At 62.8% G+C, this 16,119-nt stretch carries 18 protein-coding genes; 5 read left to right on the forward strand and 13 right to left on the reverse strand.

Features of this window, described 5'->3' with window-relative positions; genetic code table 11:
• Positions 1 to 6 precede the first annotated feature (6 nt).
• Genes sdhA through sdhC form a run of 3 tightly spaced genes read right to left on the reverse strand, consistent with a single transcriptional unit; the run spans position 7 to position 2,531 of the window.
• The gene (sdhA, locus tag ACWKV7_RS15160; protein WP_483858516.1) at positions 7 to 1,779 is read right to left on the reverse strand and encodes a succinate dehydrogenase flavoprotein subunit; all 1,773 of its coding nucleotides are present in this window, start codon (positions 1,777 to 1,779) and stop codon (positions 7 to 9) included.
• Between the two features lie 3 nt (positions 1,780 to 1,782).
• Positions 1,783 to 2,151 (reverse strand): succinate dehydrogenase, hydrophobic membrane anchor protein, encoded by a 369-nt coding sequence (gene sdhD, locus ACWKV7_RS15165; protein ID WP_483858517.1) that lies wholly within the window; start codon positions 2,149 to 2,151, stop codon positions 1,783 to 1,785.
• The gene (gene sdhC, locus ACWKV7_RS15170) at positions 2,145 to 2,531 is read right to left on the reverse strand and encodes a succinate dehydrogenase, cytochrome b556 subunit (RefSeq protein ID WP_483858518.1); all 387 of its coding nucleotides are present in this window, start codon (positions 2,529 to 2,531) and stop codon (positions 2,145 to 2,147) included. Before sdhC ends, sdhD begins: the two co-directional genes overlap by 7 nt.
• Positions 2,532 to 2,881: 350 nt before the next feature.
• On the opposite strand from sdhC, the gene gltA reads away from it, so the two are divergent.
• The gene (gene gltA, locus ACWKV7_RS15175) at positions 2,882 to 4,150 is read left to right on the forward strand and encodes a citrate synthase (protein WP_483858519.1); all 1,269 of its coding nucleotides are present in this window, start codon (positions 2,882 to 2,884) and stop codon (positions 4,148 to 4,150) included.
• 53 nt (positions 4,151 to 4,203) lie between these two features.
• Here gltA and ACWKV7_RS15180 read toward each other — a convergent pair whose 3' ends face one another.
• Positions 4,204 to 4,809 (reverse strand): START domain-containing protein, encoded by a 606-nt coding sequence (locus tag ACWKV7_RS15180; protein WP_483858520.1) that lies wholly within the window; start codon positions 4,807 to 4,809, stop codon positions 4,204 to 4,206.
• A 46-nt stretch (positions 4,810 to 4,855) separates the two neighbouring features.
• Entirely contained in the window at positions 4,856 to 5,110 is a 255-nt protein-coding gene (locus ACWKV7_RS15185) for a YkgJ family cysteine cluster protein (RefSeq protein ID WP_483858521.1), read from the reverse strand.
• Between the two features lie 146 nt (positions 5,111 to 5,256).
• Between ACWKV7_RS15185 and ACWKV7_RS15190 the strand changes: the two genes are divergently transcribed.
• The gene (locus ACWKV7_RS15190; protein ID WP_483858522.1) at positions 5,257 to 5,598 is read left to right on the forward strand and encodes a DMT family protein; all 342 of its coding nucleotides are present in this window, start codon (positions 5,257 to 5,259) and stop codon (positions 5,596 to 5,598) included.
• A 16-nt stretch (positions 5,599 to 5,614) separates the two neighbouring features.
• Here ACWKV7_RS15190 and ACWKV7_RS15195 read toward each other — a convergent pair whose 3' ends face one another.
• On the reverse strand, positions 5,615 to 6,493 hold the full coding sequence (locus ACWKV7_RS15195) for an NAD(P)-dependent oxidoreductase (RefSeq protein ID WP_483858523.1): 879 nt from the start codon (positions 6,491 to 6,493) through the stop codon (positions 5,615 to 5,617).
• A gap of 168 nt (positions 6,494 to 6,661) precedes the next feature.
• On the opposite strand from ACWKV7_RS15195, the gene ACWKV7_RS15200 reads away from it, so the two are divergent.
• From ACWKV7_RS15200 to ACWKV7_RS15210, 3 genes are all read left to right on the forward strand, one after another.
• Entirely contained in the window at positions 6,662 to 7,204 is a 543-nt protein-coding gene (locus tag ACWKV7_RS15200) for a 3'-5' exonuclease (protein ID WP_483858524.1), read from the forward strand.
• A gap of 91 nt (positions 7,205 to 7,295) precedes the next feature.
• Positions 7,296 to 7,577 (forward strand): pyrimidine/purine nucleoside phosphorylase, encoded by a 282-nt coding sequence (gene ppnP, locus ACWKV7_RS15205; protein ID WP_483858525.1) that lies wholly within the window; start codon positions 7,296 to 7,298, stop codon positions 7,575 to 7,577.
• Positions 7,578 to 7,781: 204 nt separating this feature from the next.
• Entirely contained in the window at positions 7,782 to 8,177 is a 396-nt protein-coding gene (locus ACWKV7_RS15210) for a response regulator (protein WP_483858526.1), read from the forward strand.
• Here ACWKV7_RS15210 and ACWKV7_RS15215 read toward each other — a convergent pair.
• The 7 genes from ACWKV7_RS15215 to ACWKV7_RS15245 form a co-directional block, all read right to left on the reverse strand.
• Entirely contained in the window at positions 8,174 to 8,563 is a 390-nt protein-coding gene (locus ACWKV7_RS15215) for a response regulator (protein ID WP_483858527.1), read from the reverse strand. The two genes, ACWKV7_RS15210 and ACWKV7_RS15215, sit on opposite strands and share 4 nt — an antisense overlap.
• Positions 8,560 to 9,735, reverse strand: coding sequence for an ATP-binding response regulator (locus ACWKV7_RS15220; protein ID WP_483858528.1), 1,176 nt, complete (start codon positions 9,733 to 9,735; stop codon positions 8,560 to 8,562). The genes ACWKV7_RS15215 and ACWKV7_RS15220 overlap by 4 nt, the downstream gene beginning before the upstream one ends.
• Entirely contained in the window at positions 9,732 to 10,097 is a 366-nt protein-coding gene (locus ACWKV7_RS15225; protein ID WP_483858529.1) for a response regulator, read from the reverse strand. The genes ACWKV7_RS15220 and ACWKV7_RS15225 overlap by 4 nt, the downstream gene beginning before the upstream one ends.
• A gap of 5 nt (positions 10,098 to 10,102) precedes the next feature.
• On the reverse strand, positions 10,103 to 12,454 hold the full coding sequence (locus tag ACWKV7_RS15230; protein ID WP_483858530.1) for a response regulator: 2,352 nt from the start codon (positions 12,452 to 12,454) through the stop codon (positions 10,103 to 10,105).
• A gap of 2 nt (positions 12,455 to 12,456) precedes the next feature.
• On the reverse strand, positions 12,457 to 13,005 hold the full coding sequence (locus ACWKV7_RS15235; RefSeq protein ID WP_483858531.1) for a YfiR family protein: 549 nt from the start codon (positions 13,003 to 13,005) through the stop codon (positions 12,457 to 12,459).
• A 4-nt stretch (positions 13,006 to 13,009) separates the two neighbouring features.
• Positions 13,010 to 14,884 (reverse strand): TonB-dependent receptor plug domain-containing protein, encoded by a 1,875-nt coding sequence (locus tag ACWKV7_RS15240; protein WP_483858532.1) that lies wholly within the window; start codon positions 14,882 to 14,884, stop codon positions 13,010 to 13,012.
• A gap of 113 nt (positions 14,885 to 14,997) precedes the next feature.
• Entirely contained in the window at positions 14,998 to 16,113 is a 1,116-nt protein-coding gene (locus tag ACWKV7_RS15245) for a saccharopine dehydrogenase family protein (RefSeq protein WP_483858533.1), read from the reverse strand.
• Positions 16,114 to 16,119: the final 6 nt, after the last annotated feature.

Genomic DNA, 16,119 nt, shown 5'->3' on the forward strand with positions numbered 1-16,119 from the left:
CCACCCTCAATAAGTCCGAACTTTGGGTTCAAACGCCGGCATGGTCTTCGGCGCGAAGTTGACAGCACGCTTGGAAACGCGCTTGTCGCCCGGGAAATACAGGGAGTGGCACAGCCAGTTTTCGTCGTCGCGATCTTCGAAGTCTTCGCGGGCATGGGCGCCACGAGACTCCTTGCGAGCCTCGGCGGCGATCGCCGTGGCTTCGGCCACTTCGAGCAGGTTCTGCAGTTCCAGCGCCTCGATGCGGGCCGTGTTGAAGGCCTGGCTCTTGTCGGCGATCTTGACGTTGGCGATGCGCCCGCGCAGATCGGCCAGCTGGGTAATACCCTTCTGCATGTATTCGCCGGTACGGAATACACCGAAGTAGTTTTGCATGCACTGTTGCAGCTCTTTGCGCAGCGGAGCCACGTCTTCGCCGCTGCTGCGCTCGTTCACGCCACTCAGGCGCTTGAGCGAGGCTTCCAGGTCGGACTCGGAAGCGCCGCGGTAGTCGACGCCCTCCTTGAGGGCCTTCTCCAGGTGCAGACCGGCGGCGCGACCGAACACCACCAGATCGAGCAGCGAGTTGCCGCCCAGGCGGTTGGCACCGTGCACGGATACGCACGCCACTTCGCCAACGGCGAACAGGCCTTCGATAACGACGTCGTTGCCGTTGGCATCCTGGGTCATGGCCTGGCCATGGATGTTGGTGGCCACGCCACCCATCATGTAGTGGCAGGTCGGAATGACCGGCACCGGCGCGACGACCGGATCGACATGGGCGAAGGTCTTGGACAGTTCGCAGATACCCGGCAGGCGGGTATGCAGGACTTCCTCGCCAAGGTGATCGAGCTTCAGCAGCACATGGTCGCCGTCCGGGCCGCAGCCATTGCCGGCGATCACTTCCTTGACCATGGAACGGGCAACCACATCGCGGCCGGCCAGGTCCTTGGCGTTCGGCGCGTAGCGTTCCATGAAACGCTCGCCATGCTTGTTGATCAGGTAGCCACCCTCGCCACGGCAACCTTCGGTCACCAGCACGCCGGCACCGGCAATACCGGTCGGGTGGAACTGCCACATCTCGATATCCTGCACCGGTACGCCGGCGCGCAGGGCCATGCCCACGCCGTCACCGGTATTGATCAGGGCATTGGTGGTGGACGCATAGATGCGACCGGCACCGCCGGTGGCCAGCACAGTGGCCTTGGAGCGGATGTAGACGGTTTCGCCGGTTTCGATGCAGATGGCGATGATGCCGACGATGGCACCGTCCTGGTTCTTCACCAGGTCGACCGCGTACCACTCGTTCAGGAAGGTGGTGCCGTTTTTCAGGTTGGCCTGGTACAGGGTATGCAACAGCGCGTGACCGGTACGGTCGGCCGCAGCACAGGTACGAGCCGCCTGGCCGCCCTTGCCGAAGTCCTTGGACTGACCGCCGAACGGACGCTGGTAGATGCGACCCTGCTCGGTACGGGAGAACGGCAGGCCCATGTGCTCCAGTTCGAAGACAGCCTCCGGGCCGACGGAACACATGTACTCGATGGCGTCCTGGTCGCCGATGTAGTCCGACCCCTTGACGGTGTCGTACATATGCCAGCGCCAATCGTCGTTCGGATCGGCCGAGGCGATGGCGCAGGTGATGCCGCCCTGGGCGGATACGGTGTGCGAGCGAGTCGGGAACACCTTGGTGACTACCGCGGTCTTATGGCCGCCTTGAGCCAATTGCAGTGCCGCGCGCATGCCGGCACCGCCGCCACCGACGATGATGGCGTCGAAGGAAAGCGTACGAATGTTAGCCATGGATCAGATACCCCAAAGAATCTGCACACCCCAGACGAAGAACGTGAACATCGCAATGCCACATGCTGCCTGGAAGAGAAAACGCACACCGGTCGCCCACTTGCCCAGCGCCATCGACGTCAGGTAGTCAGTGGAGATCGTCCACATGCCGACCCAGGCGTGCACGCTGAGCGCGACCAGGGCCAAGAGGCTGAAGATGCGCATCCAGTTCTGGGAGAACAAAGCATGCCAGTCGGCATAGCTCAGATCCGGGCTGGCCACGAGGTAGCCCAACAGGAAGAGAAAATAAGCCGCCAATACGACCGCGGAAACGCGCTGAGCCATCCAGTCATACAGACCCGAACGCGAGAAATTCGTGACGTTAGTTACCATATCCACACCCCTGCCAGCACGATCAGCACCGCCGAAACGACGAGCACGATTTTCGAGCCCAGCTTGCCGCCTTCCAGCGTCTCGCCGACACCCATATCCATGATCAGGTGGCGCACCCCGGCCACCAGGTGGTACAGCAGGGCGGACAACAGGCCCCAGATCACCAGTTTGGCCAGCGGACTGGTCAGACACTCTTTCACCTGGCCGAAGCCTTCCTCGGAACTCAGCGACTTGTCGAGCGCGAACAGCAGCACGGCAATACCGAGAAAGAGAATGACACCGGAAATACGGTGAAGAATGGACGTGTAAGCGGTGACTGGGAGTTTGATAGTCCTAAGGTCTAGGTTTACAGGTCGTTGGCTATTCACGGCTTTTTTCACACTGAAGAGCCCCTAACAATCAGGGCAAAGTTGTAGGGAAGTGCACTGGTCAGGTACCCACCCCCAGGGAGTGACAACCTCCAGAATAAAGGCTTGCAAGGCCCTGGCGGTCGGACGCCGAGTATAGACAGTTAGGCTACTAATGACAACGCAAAGACCCGCCACAAAGAGCGGATTGCGCTGTCTATATAAATGTCGTAAATGGGGCCTCTTTTCATCCCGAAATGCCTCTGGAAGCCCTCTGCTGCCTGGGTTTTCGCAAATTGACTTTCAGATTTATCTCTCTATAGTGATGCGGGCCCTGCGTGGGGGGCAGTCTGATGACTTCAAGCATAACTAGGAGGCCACACATGGCTGACAAAAAAGCGCAGTTGATCATCGAGGGCGCAGCCCCCGTCGAACTGCCCGTCCTGACCGGCACCGTTGGTCCCGATGTAATCGATGTGCGGGGTCTGACCGCCACGGGCCGTTTCACTTTTGATCCTGGCTTTATGTCGACCGCCTCTTGCGAGTCGAAAATCACCTACATCGACGGTGACCAAGGCGTGCTGCTGCACCGCGGTTACCCGATCGAGCAACTGGCCGACAAATCCGACTACCTGGAAGTCTGCTACCTGCTGCTGAATGGCGAACTGCCCAACGCCACCGAGAAAGAGAAATTCGTCAGCACCATCAAGAACCACACCATGGTTCACGAGCAGTTGAAGACCTTCTTCAACGGTTTCCGCCGCGACGCCCACCCGATGGCCGTGATGTGTGGCGTGGTCGGTGCCCTCTCCGCCTTCTACCACGACTCCCTGGACATCAACAACGCCCAGCACCGCGACATTTCCGCGATGCGCCTGGTTGCGAAGATGCCGACCCTGGCCGCCATGGTGTACAAGTACTCCATGGGTCAGCCGATGATGTATCCGCGCAACGATCTGAACTACGCGGAAAACTTCCTGCACATGATGTTCAACACCCCGTGCGAGATCAAACCGATCAGCCCGGTGCTGGCCAAGGCGATGGACAAGATCTTCATCCTGCACGCCGACCATGAGCAGAACGCCTCCACCTCCACCGTGCGCCTGGCTGGCTCCTCCGGGGCCAACCCGTTCGCGTGCATCGCCGCCGGTATCGCCGCGCTCTGGGGCCCGGCCCATGGCGGCGCCAACGAAGCGGTGCTGACCATGCTGGAAGAGATCGGCGACGTCTCGAACATCGAGAAATACGTAGCCAAGGCCAAGGACAAGAACGATCCGTTCAAGCTGATGGGCTTCGGCCATCGCGTGTACAAGAACTTCGACCCGCGCGCCAAGGTCATGAAGCAGACCTGCGACGAAGTGCTGGCCGAGCTGGGTATCAACGACCCGCAGCTGGAACTGGCGATGAAGCTGGAGGAAATTGCGCGCAACGACCCTTACTTCAAGGAGCGCAACCTGTACCCGAACGTGGATTTCTACTCGGGCATCATCCTCAAGGCCATCGGCATTCCGACCAGCATGTTCACGGTGATCTTCGCCCTGGCGCGCACCGTCGGCTGGATCTCGCACTGGAAGGAAATGCTCTCCAGCCCGTACAAGATCGGCCGTCCGCGCCAGCTCTATACCGGCTATCCGCAGCGCGACCTGCCGTAAGGTCCGCGCAAGAAAAAAGGCTGCCTCGGCAGCCTTTTTTCATTGCGCCGGGCTCAGTGTTTCTCAGCCCTCTCGCGAAGCGCTTCGAGGGTATTGAACGGCGCATCCACCACGAATTTGTTGGCCAGCCAGGACGGCACGCTCCCTCCCGGTTCGGAGTGTAACTGGTAAGTCACCTCCACCTGGCCTTCACCCTTGGGCACCAGCTTCCACAAACCTTCGACCTTGCTCACCCGCACGTAGCCGTCTTCTTTTGGCAGGTAGTCCGGCACGCCTTCGAGGGTACGAGTCACGCTGCCATCGGCACCGATGGCACTGGTGACCCGGATGATCGAGTCACGTGGCGTCACCGGCCAGGGGGTATTGAAACGGGTATAGGTCCAGCTGAGAGGGCCTTCGGTCTTCAGCAGTTTTTGTGCACGGCACTCGTGAATCCAGGCGCACGATCCGGCCACGTCTTCCTGCAGGGCCGCCAGGGTGGCGACATCCGTGCGCATGGTGACCACACCGCGATAGGCCTTGTACTTGGAGCCTGCCACAGGGCTCAGGTAGACCTTGATGCCGGCCTCGTCCTTGGCCAGCTGCCAATCCTCGGCATGGGCAGTGCATGCCAGCAACATCGCCAGGCTGCAGGCAGCCGCTCGGGGTAACCAATCCATTGTTCGTTCCTTCTAGTGATGGCAGTCGTGCGGACCTTTCTACCGGTTATACCGCCGTCGCCTGCTCCAGCCAGCCGAGCAGACGAATCGCTTCATCGCGGTCGTTGCCACAGACCACCGGATCGGCAGCGAAGGCCGAGCAGACGGCTGGTCTTTCCGGTCGGCCAAACAAGGCACACAGGTGCTCGCTGGTCAGCTGCACACAGCGCTCGCCGGCGGCCTTGCCCAATGGCATACCTGGAATCGGCGAACTGATCGAGGGAGCTATGCAACAGGCGCCACAGCCCAAACGACATTTCATGACAGAAACCCCGGACTCCGACAGACAACGGGGCAGCGATTCTACCCAGGCCGGCGGCGAAAAGGGATAGCCCCCGGGGAGGTGCCGCTTGCCAGCCGTCAAGCCTGGAATTAGGCTGCGCGCCGTCCTCCTCCGGAGCCGAGATCATGCCGGTCTGGCTGCAAACCGCTGCCCTGCTTTGCCTTTCCAACATCTTCATGACTTTCGCCTGGTACGGCCATCTCAAGACACTGCATGGCAAGCCGTGGCTCATCGCCGCCCTGGTCAGTTGGGGCATCGCCTTGTTCGAGTATCTGATCATGGTGCCGGCCAACCGCATCGGCTACGGCGAGCTGTCGATCGGCCAACTGAAGATCATGCAGGAGGTGATAACCCTGGCGGTTTTCGTGCCCTTCGCCGTGCTCTATATGCAGCAGCCGCTGAAGCTGGACTACCTGTGGGCCGGGCTCTGCCTGCTCGGCGCGGTCTACTTCATCTTCCGCGCTTGAGAGGCAGATAGCAGGGTCAAGGCTTGGCAGCAGGCTTCAAGCGAGCGATCAGGCTGGAGGTATCCCACCGCCCGCCGCCCATGGCCTGCACATCGGCATAGAACTGGTCGACCAGGGCGGTAACGGGTAGCTGCGCGCCATTGCGCCGCGCCTCCTCCAGCAGAATCGACAGGTCCTTGCGCATCCAGTCGACGGCGAAGCCGAACTCGAAATCACCGGCAATCATGGTCTTGTGGCGATTATCCATCTGCCAGGACTGCGCCGCCCCCTTGCCAATCACTTCCATTGCACCATGTGCATCCAGCCCGGCGCACTGGGCGAAATGCAGTGCCTCGGCCAGCCCCTGGACCAGGCCGCCGATGCAGATCTGATTGACCATCTTGGTCAGTTGGCCGCTGCCGGCGTGGCCCATCAGGCGAATCATCCGTGCATAGCTGCGGATGACCGGCTCGGCCCGGTCGTAGAAAGCCTGCTCACCGCCAACCATCACGGTCAGTTGGCCATTGACCGCGCCGGCCTGGCCGCCGGACACCGGTGCGTCGAGGCACCCCAGTTCGCGTTCGGCCGCCAGCAGCGCCAGTTCCCGGGCAACACTCGCCGAAGCGGTGGTGTGATCCACCAGCACCGCACCGGGTTGCATGCCGGCGAAGGCGCCGTCGGCACCGAGCACCACGCTACGCAGGTCGTCGTCGTTGCCCACGCAGGTCATGACGAACTCCGCTCCCTGGGCGGCTTCCCGCGGCGTCGCGGCACTGCGCCCGGCGTACTCGCCGAGCCACTGGGCTGCCTTGGCGGGCGAGCGGTTGTACACGCAGACCTCATGGCCCTGGCCTGCCAGATGCCCTGCCATGGGATACCCCATCACGCCGAGCCCGATAAAGGCGACTTTCGCCATGTTTTCTCTCCCCATGTGAACAAGAACCAAGCATAGCGCGGCGCACCACGGGCAGACAGGCACAGCCACGACCCGGAACTGTCAGGCGCGTTGCGGCTCCATAGTCGGCAATGTGGTTTGCCCGGCGGAAAAAGCCCTCCATACTGAGTCGATCGCAACGGAGGGCCCATGGGACATTGGCTGGTAATCGACCTGGAAGCCACCACCGAAGAAGGCGGCTGGCCGATCGAAGAGATGGAGATCATCGAGATGGGCGTCACCCTCGTGGCGACCGACGGGCATGAACTGGATCATTTCCAGCGCTTCGTCAAACCACTCAGGCGACCTTGCCTGACCCGCTTCTGTCGCGAGCTGACCCATATCGAGCAGAGCGACGTCGACCTCGCCGAATCGCTGAGCGGCGTCTGGCCACAATTCGAGCACTGGCTGGACCAGCACATCGCGCGCCTGGAGGGCTGGGCCAGTTGGGGCGACTACGACCGGCGGCAACTGGAGCAGGACTGGCACCGCTACGCCCTCGCCAGCACCCTTGCGGCCCTGCCCCATCTCAACCTCAAGCAGCAGTTCGCCAAGGCCCGCCAGCTCACTCGGCCGGTCGGCCTGAACCAGGCGTTGCAGCTGGCGGGCCTGAGCTTCCAGGGTCGCCAGCACCGAGCGCTCGAGGATGCGCGAAATACCGCGCGCCTATTGCCCCTGATCCTGCCTGGATAGCCCGGTCTCACAGCCGCCGATCCCCTGTACGCCCCCTTGCGCCTTGGGCATACTGGCGAGCCTTTTTTCATCCCTTTTCGAGGATTCCACCATGTTCAAGGTCAACGAGTACTTCGACGGTACCGTCAAATCCATCGCCTTCGAAATGAGTGCCGGCCCGGCCACCATCGGCGTGATGGCTGCGGGCGAATACGAGTTCGGCACCAGCCAGCTGGAGATCATGCACGTGGTGGCTGGCGCGCTGACGGTCAAGCTGCCGGGCAGCGAAGCCTGGCAGACCTTCGAAAGCGGCAGCAACTTCACCGTCCCGGCCAACAGCAAGTTCCAGCTGAAGGTCGCCCAGGATACTGCCTACCTCTGCGAATACCGCTGAGCCCGGGCAAATGCCAAACCGGCCATTTCGGCCGGTTTTTTATTGCCTGCGATATGACGCAAAGGCGCAATTGCCACCATGGTGACAAGAGACGGGAATGCTCCTAGTCTGACAATCAGGCAATCGAAGCCCCTTCCCACGCGTTTTCCTGCAAGCCCGAAAGCCGTTCTTGCAGGACGCCAGCCGAGTTTCCATGGAGGAACCATGTCGCGCATTCTCATTGTCGAAGACTCCCCCACCAACATGCTGCTGGCGGTAGAGATCCTCGGCTACGCCGGCCACGAAACCCTGCAGGCGACCACCGCCGGTGCGGGGATCGAGAGCGCCCGGCGCGAGCGGCCGGATGTGATCCTGATGGACATCCACCTGCCCGACATGGACGGCGACGAAGCCGCGCGCATCCTCAAGAGCGATCCACGAACCGCCGGCACGCCGATCATCGCAGTGACCGCCGGCATCGTTCCCGGCGAGCACAAGGCGCTGGACGCCTGCTTTGACGGCTATTTGCCCAAGCCCATCGGCTACAAGGAATTTCTCGCCGCCGTCGAGGCCGCGACCACGAGTGCCCAGCCACCACAGTGCCGGAGCCAATCGCGCTAACCTGTGGGCTTTTCCGCCAGCGCCTGCCGCACGGCCTGCAGCAGGGCCTTGTAGCTGAAGGGTTTGGTGATGAAGCAGTCGAACTCCGCCTTTTCCAGGTGAGCGATCTCATTGACCAGCGCGTGCGCCGACATGCCGATCAGGGGAATGGCCCGCGTCGATGACGACTGCTTCAGGTGCTGCGCGGCGGTGACCCCATCCATGCCTGGCAGGGTGATATCCAGCATGATCAGCGCCGGCTGCAGGGTCTCGGCCAGACGCAGGCCGTCTTCGGCGTTGTCCACCATCTGGCAGCGATAACCGTTGCATTCGAGCACATCCTTGATGAGCAACTGATTGGCCGCATCGTCCTCGACCACCAGGATCGCAGCGTCGTGCCCGTTCATGGCTCCACCTCCGCTATCGGGTCCGCCGGTTGCCGTGGCAGGTACAGGGTGAAGCGACTGCCGACACCGACATCGCTCTGCGCCTCGACCCGACCGCCGTGCAATGCCGCCAGCCGGCTAACCAGGGCCAGCCCCAGCCCGGTACCTTCGACGGTGCGTTTCTTCATTGGCGCCTTGGCCTGTTCGAAAGGACGGAATATCCGCTCGAGGTCGTCCCTGGCGATGCCACAACCCTGGTCGACGACCGACAACACGACTTCGCCGTTGCCGCCGGCACGGGCGCTGACTCTGACCTGCTTGCCGGCTTCCGTGAACTTGATGGCATTGCTGAGCAGGTTGATCAGCATCTGCTTGACCCGCAGCGCGTCCCACTCCGCGGTGCCCAATTGGACATCGACGTCGCTGAGCAATTCGACTCCGCGGCGCAGCGCCTTTTCCCGGACCATGCCGAGGGCGCTGTCGATCAGCGAAGGAATGCCGGTCGGCTGGCGGATCAGCTCCAACTTGCCGGCCTCGATCTTCGACAGGTCCAGCAGGTCGTTGATGATCAATAGCAAGTAGGACCCGCTGTTATAGATTTCCTGGCAGTACTGCTTCTGCTTCTCGTTCAGCGGCCCCAGCAGCTCATCAAGCAGCACTTCGGAAAAGCCCAGCACGGCATTCAGCGGGGTACGCAGTTCATGGGACATGGAGGAAAGGAAGTTGACCTTGTAGCGATTACCCAGCTCGAGCGTACGGTTCTGCTCTTCCAGTCGCTCGCGGCTGACCTTCACCTCGTCATCCAGCCGCTTGTGCTCCAGATGGTGGCGCAACCGTGCCAGCAGGACCGGAAAATCCACCGGCTTCTCGATGTAGTCGTTGGCGCCCGCCTCGAATGCCGCCACCAGGTCGTCCCCTTCGCTCCTGGCGGTGACCATCAGCACCGGCAGGCTGACCGAGTCGTGGCGCTGGCGCAGGGTTCGCAGCACTTCCAGGCCATCCATCTCCGGCATCATCATGTCCAGCAGCACGATGTCCGGCAGTTGCCGGTCGATCGCCTCGAGCGCCTGGGCCCCGCTTAGAGCCTGGGTACAGCGATAGCCCTGGCGGCCCAGGCGCCTGGACAGCAGCTCGCAGTTTTCCGGATTGTCGTCGACCACGAGAATGGCCACGCCAGTGTCAGTACTTGTCATGACGCCCCCATATAGCGCTCGATCTTGCTCAGCAATTGCGGAAAGTCGATGGGTTTGGTCTCGTAGTCGTCGCAACCGGCGCTCAATGCGCGCTGTTCATCCTCCAGCAGTGCATGGGCGGTCAAGGCAATGACCGGGGTGGCGCCGAGCGGCCCGCTCTTGAGCAAACGCGTCGCCTGGTAGCCGTCCATCTCCGGCAGGCTCAAATCCATCAACACCAATGCCGGGCGCAGTTTCTCCACCAACTCCAGGGCTTGCCGGCCGTTGGTCGCCCAGGCGGTTTCGAAGCCATGGCGCGCCAGCCGGCGCATCAGCATGTCGGCGTTCATTTCGTTGTCCTCGACGACCAACAGCAACGGCATGACTCTCAACCCTCCGAATGACTGGCCACGACCTGGTGGTTTTCCAGGATCGCCTGGATATGGTCGAGCAGCTCCTGCTTGCCGAACTGTCCCTTGCGGATGATCGCCTGGGTGTGCTGCTGCAGGAGCTTGCGCTCCTTGTTGGACAGCTCGTGGGCGGAAATGACGATGATCGGAATATGGGCATAGCGGGGCTGGGCACGCACCGCGTCGATGAATTCGAAGCCATTCATCACCGGCATCAGCAGGTCGAGCAGAATGATCAACGCACCCTTTTCCCGCTCGAGAGTTTCCAGCCCCTCGCGGCCATTGGTGGCCGTCAGCAACTGGCAATCCAGGTCGGCCAGATAGGCCGTCATCAGCTCCTGGGTGTGCGGATCGTCCTCGACCAGCAGGACCCTGGCGGGCGACGTCCTGCGGTAGCTCTTCAACGTCGCCAGCAGCTTGTTCTTGCTGATGGGTTTGACCAGGTAGTCGTCGGCACCCAGGGCATAGCCCTTTTCCTTGTCCGCCACGATGGTATAGAGCACCACCGGCAGGGAAAGGGTCCGCGGATCGGACTTGAGCCTCTGCAGGACCTGCCAACCGTCCATTTCCGGCATCAGGATGTCCAGCACCACGACATCGAAATGCTCCTCGAAGGCCATTTTCAACCCCTCCTGGCCAGACAGCGCCGAGTGCACCCGGTAGCCCTGCCGCGACAGTTGGTAACGCAGGATGTTGTGCACGGCAGCATCGTCGTCGATCAGCAGTAGCTCGGTCTGCTCCAGGCGCGCGAAGTGTTCCGCCGGATCGGGCAGCTGGCTATGCACCGGAATGTCCGCCGGATCGGCCGGCAGCTTCGCGCGCAACGGCAGCGCCACGGTGAAGGTGGAACCCTCGCCCGGAGTGCTATCGACCTGGATCTCGCCGCCGAGCATCTGCGCGAAGGAACGGCTGATCGCTAACCCCAGGCCGGTGCCACCGTACTTGCGCGTGGTGGAGGCGTCCGCCTGGCTGAAGGGCTGGAACAGGGACTCCAGCGTCTTCTGGCTGATGCCGATGCCGGTGTCTCGAACCCGGAACACCACCTGCTCGCCGCCCTCACCCCGCTCCTTCGTACAACTCAGCGCCACCTCCCCCTGGTGGGTGAACTTGGCTGCATTGCTCAGCAGATTGAACAGAATCTGGCGGACCTTGAGGACATCGCTGTGGATGACGCCGACCTCGGCGCAATCGACGCTGAGGCGGTTGCCTCGCGACTCAGCCAGCGGCGCAATGGTCTCGCTCACCTCGTGGATCAGCTCCCCGACGTCGAATGCTTCGATGTTCAGGTCCATCTTGCCGGCCTCGATCTTGGACAGATCGAGGATGTCGTTGATCAGGCTGAGCAGGTGTTTGCCAGCCGCGCGAATCTTGTCGACGTCGCCGGCCAGTTCATCCGGGTCGAGGGTGTCGTCGGTCATCACCTCCCGCAGCATCTCGCTGTAGCCGATGATGGCGTTGAGCGGCGTGCGCAGCTCGTGGCTCATGTTGGCCAGGAACTGGCTCTTGGCCTTGTTCGCTGTATCGGCGCGATTGCGCATGGCGATCAAGTCGCGTTCCACTTCCTTGCGCTCGGCGATCTCGGCTTCGAGGATTTCGTTCCAGGACTGGATGGACTCTTGCTTGGCCAACTCCGTCAACATGCTGTTGAGGCTGTCGACCAGGGCACCGACCTCGTCGTCGTTGTGCTTGATCGCGCGGGCATTGAAATCCTTGGCCTTGGACACCTGGATCGCCCAGGCCGACAGGGCGCCGAGTGGACGGGTGATGTGCCGGTTCAGCCAATAGGCGACCACCGCCGTGAGCGCCAGCAGGCCGGCCAACAGTCCGGCGAACACCTTGTAGAGGTTGTTCTTGACGGTTTCCCACTCCTGCAGGTCGGACTGCAGGTACAGCCGCCCCTTGACCTCCTCGCCCACCACGATGGGCACCACGGCGTAGTAGTGCTCATCCTGCAGCCAGACGCCACTGCGTCCACGCAGGGCCCCGAAGATGGAAGCGGGAACCGCTTCCGGGTAGCTGGCAAACAGCTCGCCGCCCTTTTCGATCAGCGCCATGCGGATGTGCGGGTTGCCGGTGGCCGCCGACAGCACATTCACTGCCGCCGGGGCATCGTCGAAGGTCACCGCTGCGCGACTGTTGTTGGCCAGCACCTTGGCCAATACCTGAAGGTCGTGTCTTGCCGTGCGATGGAAATAGCTGTTGGCGAACCAGCCCAGCGATACCCCGCTGATCAACAGCACCAACAACGCATAGCCGACGATGCTGAGCTGCAATTTCAGCCGGAGAGAGGTTCGGCGCCACCAGGGGCGCTGGCTGCCAGGAGATTGCATGCCTATTTGACTCCCAGTTGCAGCAACTGTGCGTCGAGCTTGAAGTGCGTCTTGTCGATCAATTGCTCGTTGATACGAAAGCGAATGACGTCGTCCTGCTCGAACAGTTCGATCAGCCCGCCATGGCGGATGAAGGGTGAAAACTCGCCGATGGTGAGCACTTTGCTCGCATCCACCCTGGACAGTACCGCGTCGGCCTCGCGCCGCTCGGTGTCGACCAGATAGAGAACATTGCAGCGATCCAGCGCTTCGCTGCGGCTGGAATGACCCAGCCGCAACACCCGCAGCCGGCCATCCGGGATCTTCGAACCGTCGATCTGGTCGAGCGCCGGGCCGAAACGGTCTTCGCCGAGAACGCAGACGTTCACCGTGGCATCGCCATGCAGGGCGTCATAGGGGAAGTGCACGAATTGCAGCAGGTTGTAGATGTAGGACGCCTTGATCTGGTAGGCGATGTCGACCCCCTGGGCCGGCAGCGCCGGAGCGGCAGCCAGCCCCATGCCCAGGAGGCCCCCGTGCAACCAGCGACGCAACAGGCGGCATGCCTCCATGGTCTCAGAACTCCTGGGTGAGATAGAGCGCCCAGTCCGGCTCTACCGCATTGACGCTGCCGCCCCACTCGAACCGCTCCGAGTGGCCCAGGTGCCGCCCGACCAGTTGCAGGCTGGTGCGCTTCAGCGGCCGCCAGACCAGGCTCAGGTCTCCCGCCCAGTAGCTGGATACATCCTGCCCTGGCAGCGCATCCACGTAGCGCAGGTAGGTATTCAACTGCCAGTGCGGGTCGATGTCCCAGAGGGAGATCAACTGCAGCGAGTTCTCCGGCATGTTGCCTTCGACCACCTCCGGATCGGTAAATCCGGAGCTGCCGGATGACAGCGACAGGTCCATCTCGGCATGGCTGTAGTTCAGCCGTAGCAGCCAGTTGTCCCGGGCCTGGTAGCTCACCGAGGTCTCGATGCCCTTGACCGTGCCGCTCATTTCGTTGCCGTAGGTGGGCAGCTCGACGGTTTGCAGGTTCTCGTAGCGGGACCAGTAGGCGGCGATATCCAGCTGCCAGTCTTTCCAGTTCCGCCGCCAGCCCAGCTCATAGACCTGCGCATATTCCGGGCTCATTCGCCGATCCGCATCGAAGAGGATCGGCCCGGCCGAGGACAGGTCGTGGTCCAGCCGCGTCGGCGTGCGCACTGCCTTCGACCAGGCTGCCCACAGCAGCGAGTCGTCGAAGGCATAGGAGGCGCGCAGGCTCGGCTGCCATTCCTCGTTGGAGTAATCGTTCCGCTCGTACTTGCTGCCGACAATCACATGCAGGCGATCGTCGAGCAATGCAATGTCGTCCTGGAAGAAGGCACTTGCCAGTTCATCGGTCCGCTGCTCGGGGGTCAGCGCGAAGAACGGCGTGCTCTCGATATCGTCGGCGATACGCCGATAGCCGATCCCGGCCACCAGCTCATGGTTGCGCCAGCGCTGCAGAACCTGGTAGTCGAAGCTCCAGACGTTGCGCCGATCCTCGAGGATCGGCAGCTTCAGCGAAGTGGTGTCGTAGTACACCTGGACCTGGTGGTTGCGTTCGGCGCTCGGCGAGTAGGACCAGTCGAACTGCAGGTTGCCGCCGCTGTATTCCTCGCCGCCGGAGGCCACGCCGACACCGGCGAACTCCCGCCCGATGCCGCCCTCGTAGAGATCGCCCTGCAGGGTGAAATACCCGCGCTCGTCGGAGTGGCGGTCGATGCGGAAACCTCCCTGCCGCATGCGCGCACCGTCGTCCTGCCGGGACACCGGGCCACTGCCGCTGTCATCCCGCTCGGTGTACTTGCCGTACAGCCGCGCCGTGGTCTGCCCGTCCAGGCGCCAGCCATAGCGCGCACCGACCAGGCCGCGCTCCTCCAGCCCGGCGCCGAGCTTCAGGAAGCCACCCAGGGTCTGCTCGCTGTGCTTGGTGATGATATTGATCACCCCATTCACCGCATTGGCGCCCCAGGTGGTGCCGCCGGGCCCACGGATCACCTCGATGCGCTCAACGTCCTCCAGCAGCAGATCCTGCTCCTCCCAGAGCACCCCGGAGAACAGCGGGCTGTAGATGCTGCGGCCGTCGATCATCACCAGCAGCTTGTTCGCCGCACGGGAATTGAAGCCGCGAATGCTGATGGCCCAGAGATTGGCCTCCAGGCGCGCCACCTCGACGCCCGGCACATAGCGCAGGGCTTCGGCGACGTGGGTCACGCCCATGCGGCGGATTTCATCCTGGGTGATGACGAAGACCGCCGCCGGCGCCTTGTTCAGTGACTCCGTCTTGCGCGACAGCGAGGTGATTTTCAGGCTCATCAGCTCGGCGAGACTGGTGCCCTTGATATCCAGAACCAACTCTGGTGGGGCGGCCCACGCGGCACAGCTCAAGCAGATGGAGAACATCCCTGCGAACAGAAACTTCATGGCACCCGTCCAAATGCGCCCCAGCGCACGACCAGACGAACATGAGGGCGTCGTTATCCCGACAACTACCCTAAGACGCTAGCCTGCCTTGGGCATAGCGCAAGCCGACCTCCTCAGGCCGGCAGTGCGCGGACCTGTGTCGCGCAGTTCAACCCCTCCAGCTCGGCCAGGTATTCCCCGAGGCTCAACAAGCCCTGGCAAGGCAGCGCACCGCAGGCGTGCAGCTCTCCGGCGGCCAGTTTGCGCGCCAGCGCTACCGCGGCCATGCACGGAATGCTCGGACCGTGGTCGTCCTGGGCAATCAGCTCCCAGCACAGGCCCTGCGGACTTCCGTGCCGATCCAACCCCTGCAACCTGACGAACATGCCGCTGTTGCCATTGCCCAGCCATTCCACCCCCTGTGCGCAACGCCGCAGGAATGCCGCGAGGGGAACGGCGTTGCGCACCACGCCGCCGCGCACCAGCCAGGACAACAACCAGGTGCCGAACTGGGTCACCCGCAGCCCCACCCCCGCCGAAAAGCGCACGCTGCGCACGCCGGCATAGCGCTGCGGAAACAGCTGCAAGTCGGGAACGTCGCAGTGCCCCACCCAGCGCCGCCCCAGGGGCGGCGGAAAATCATGAGCCGCCAGCCCTTGCCAACCATGGACGGACCGCCAGGCGCCATCGCGCCACTGGTGAAACGGCTTGCCGCAGTAGTGCAGCACCGCCGCCAGGGTGGACTCGCCTGGCGTTTTCTCCGACGAGCTGATGCCGTGCCAGATGTCATCCAGCCGGCTGAAGCGCGGCAGCAGGTTGTCGATGACGGCGGCGCTCAGCGCCGGGACGGAACTGGCGCCGCTGCAGACCAGCACCCCGGCCTGCCGCGCGGACTCGTCCAGCGCGTGGATGCCACAGACGAATTCCCGCGCATCGGCCAGGTCGACGTAGTGGGCACCCGCGGCGACCGCGGCGCGGGCGACTCGGTAATCCTGCCCCTGGAACGGTCCCGCGGTGGAAATCACCAACTGCGTCCCCAGTTCGCGCAACCGCTCTGCCAGGTTTTGCTGGTTCGCATCCAGCCTGACCGCCCGCGCGCCGGTCCGTGCCGCGAGCGCTTCGGCCTTGGCCAGGTTGCGTCCGGCGATGCAGACGCCTATACCGGCGATGGTCGCAAGTCGCCGTACGATCACCTCACCGAAGTTGCCATAGCCGCCAAGCACGACCACCACAAAATGCTCACCGCTCACCTTCTT

This window comes from Zestomonas ipomoeae (assembly GCF_057128665.1).

What these genes read in the sequence shown, in the direction of transcription:
- ppnP (WP_483858525.1), top strand. Translation starts at nt 7,296, where the DNA reads ATGTTCAAGGTCAACGAGTACTTCGACGGTACCGTCAAATCCATCGCC.
- ACWKV7_RS15200 (WP_483858524.1), top strand. Translation starts at nt 6,662, where the DNA reads ATGGGACATTGGCTGGTAATCGACCTGGAAGCCACCACCGAAGAAGGC.
- ACWKV7_RS15215 (WP_483858527.1), bottom strand. Translation starts at nt 8,563, where the DNA reads ATGAACGGGCACGACGCTGCGATCCTGGTGGTCGAGGACGATGCGGCC.
- sdhA (WP_483858516.1), bottom strand. Translation starts at nt 1,779, where the DNA reads ATGGCTAACATTCGTACGCTTTCCTTCGACGCCATCATCGTCGGTGGC.
- ACWKV7_RS15220 (WP_483858528.1), bottom strand. Translation starts at nt 9,735, where the DNA reads ATGACAAGTACTGACACTGGCGTGGCCATTCTCGTGGTCGACGACAAT.
- ACWKV7_RS15240 (WP_483858532.1), bottom strand. Translation starts at nt 14,884, where the DNA reads ATGAAGTTTCTGTTCGCAGGGATGTTCTCCATCTGCTTGAGCTGTGCC.
- ACWKV7_RS15210 (WP_483858526.1), top strand. Translation starts at nt 7,782, where the DNA reads ATGTCGCGCATTCTCATTGTCGAAGACTCCCCCACCAACATGCTGCTG.
- ACWKV7_RS15185 (WP_483858521.1), bottom strand. Translation starts at nt 5,110, where the DNA reads ATGAAATGTCGTTTGGGCTGTGGCGCCTGTTGCATAGCTCCCTCGATC.
- ACWKV7_RS15180 (WP_483858520.1), bottom strand. Translation starts at nt 4,809, where the DNA reads ATGGATTGGTTACCCCGAGCGGCTGCCTGCAGCCTGGCGATGTTGCTG.
- ACWKV7_RS15190 (WP_483858522.1), top strand. Translation starts at nt 5,257, where the DNA reads ATGCCGGTCTGGCTGCAAACCGCTGCCCTGCTTTGCCTTTCCAACATC.
- ACWKV7_RS15195 (WP_483858523.1), bottom strand. Translation starts at nt 6,493, where the DNA reads ATGGCGAAAGTCGCCTTTATCGGGCTCGGCGTGATGGGGTATCCCATG.
- ACWKV7_RS15230 (WP_483858530.1), bottom strand. Translation starts at nt 12,454, where the DNA reads ATGCAATCTCCTGGCAGCCAGCGCCCCTGGTGGCGCCGAACCTCTCTC.
- ACWKV7_RS15235 (WP_483858531.1), bottom strand. Translation starts at nt 13,005, where the DNA reads ATGGAGGCATGCCGCCTGTTGCGTCGCTGGTTGCACGGGGGCCTCCTG.
- gltA (WP_483858519.1), top strand. Translation starts at nt 2,882, where the DNA reads ATGGCTGACAAAAAAGCGCAGTTGATCATCGAGGGCGCAGCCCCCGTC.
- sdhD (WP_483858517.1), bottom strand. Translation starts at nt 2,151, where the DNA reads ATGGTAACTAACGTCACGAATTTCTCGCGTTCGGGTCTGTATGACTGG.
- ACWKV7_RS15225 (WP_483858529.1), bottom strand. Translation starts at nt 10,097, where the DNA reads ATGCCGTTGCTGTTGGTCGTCGAGGACAACGAAATGAACGCCGACATG.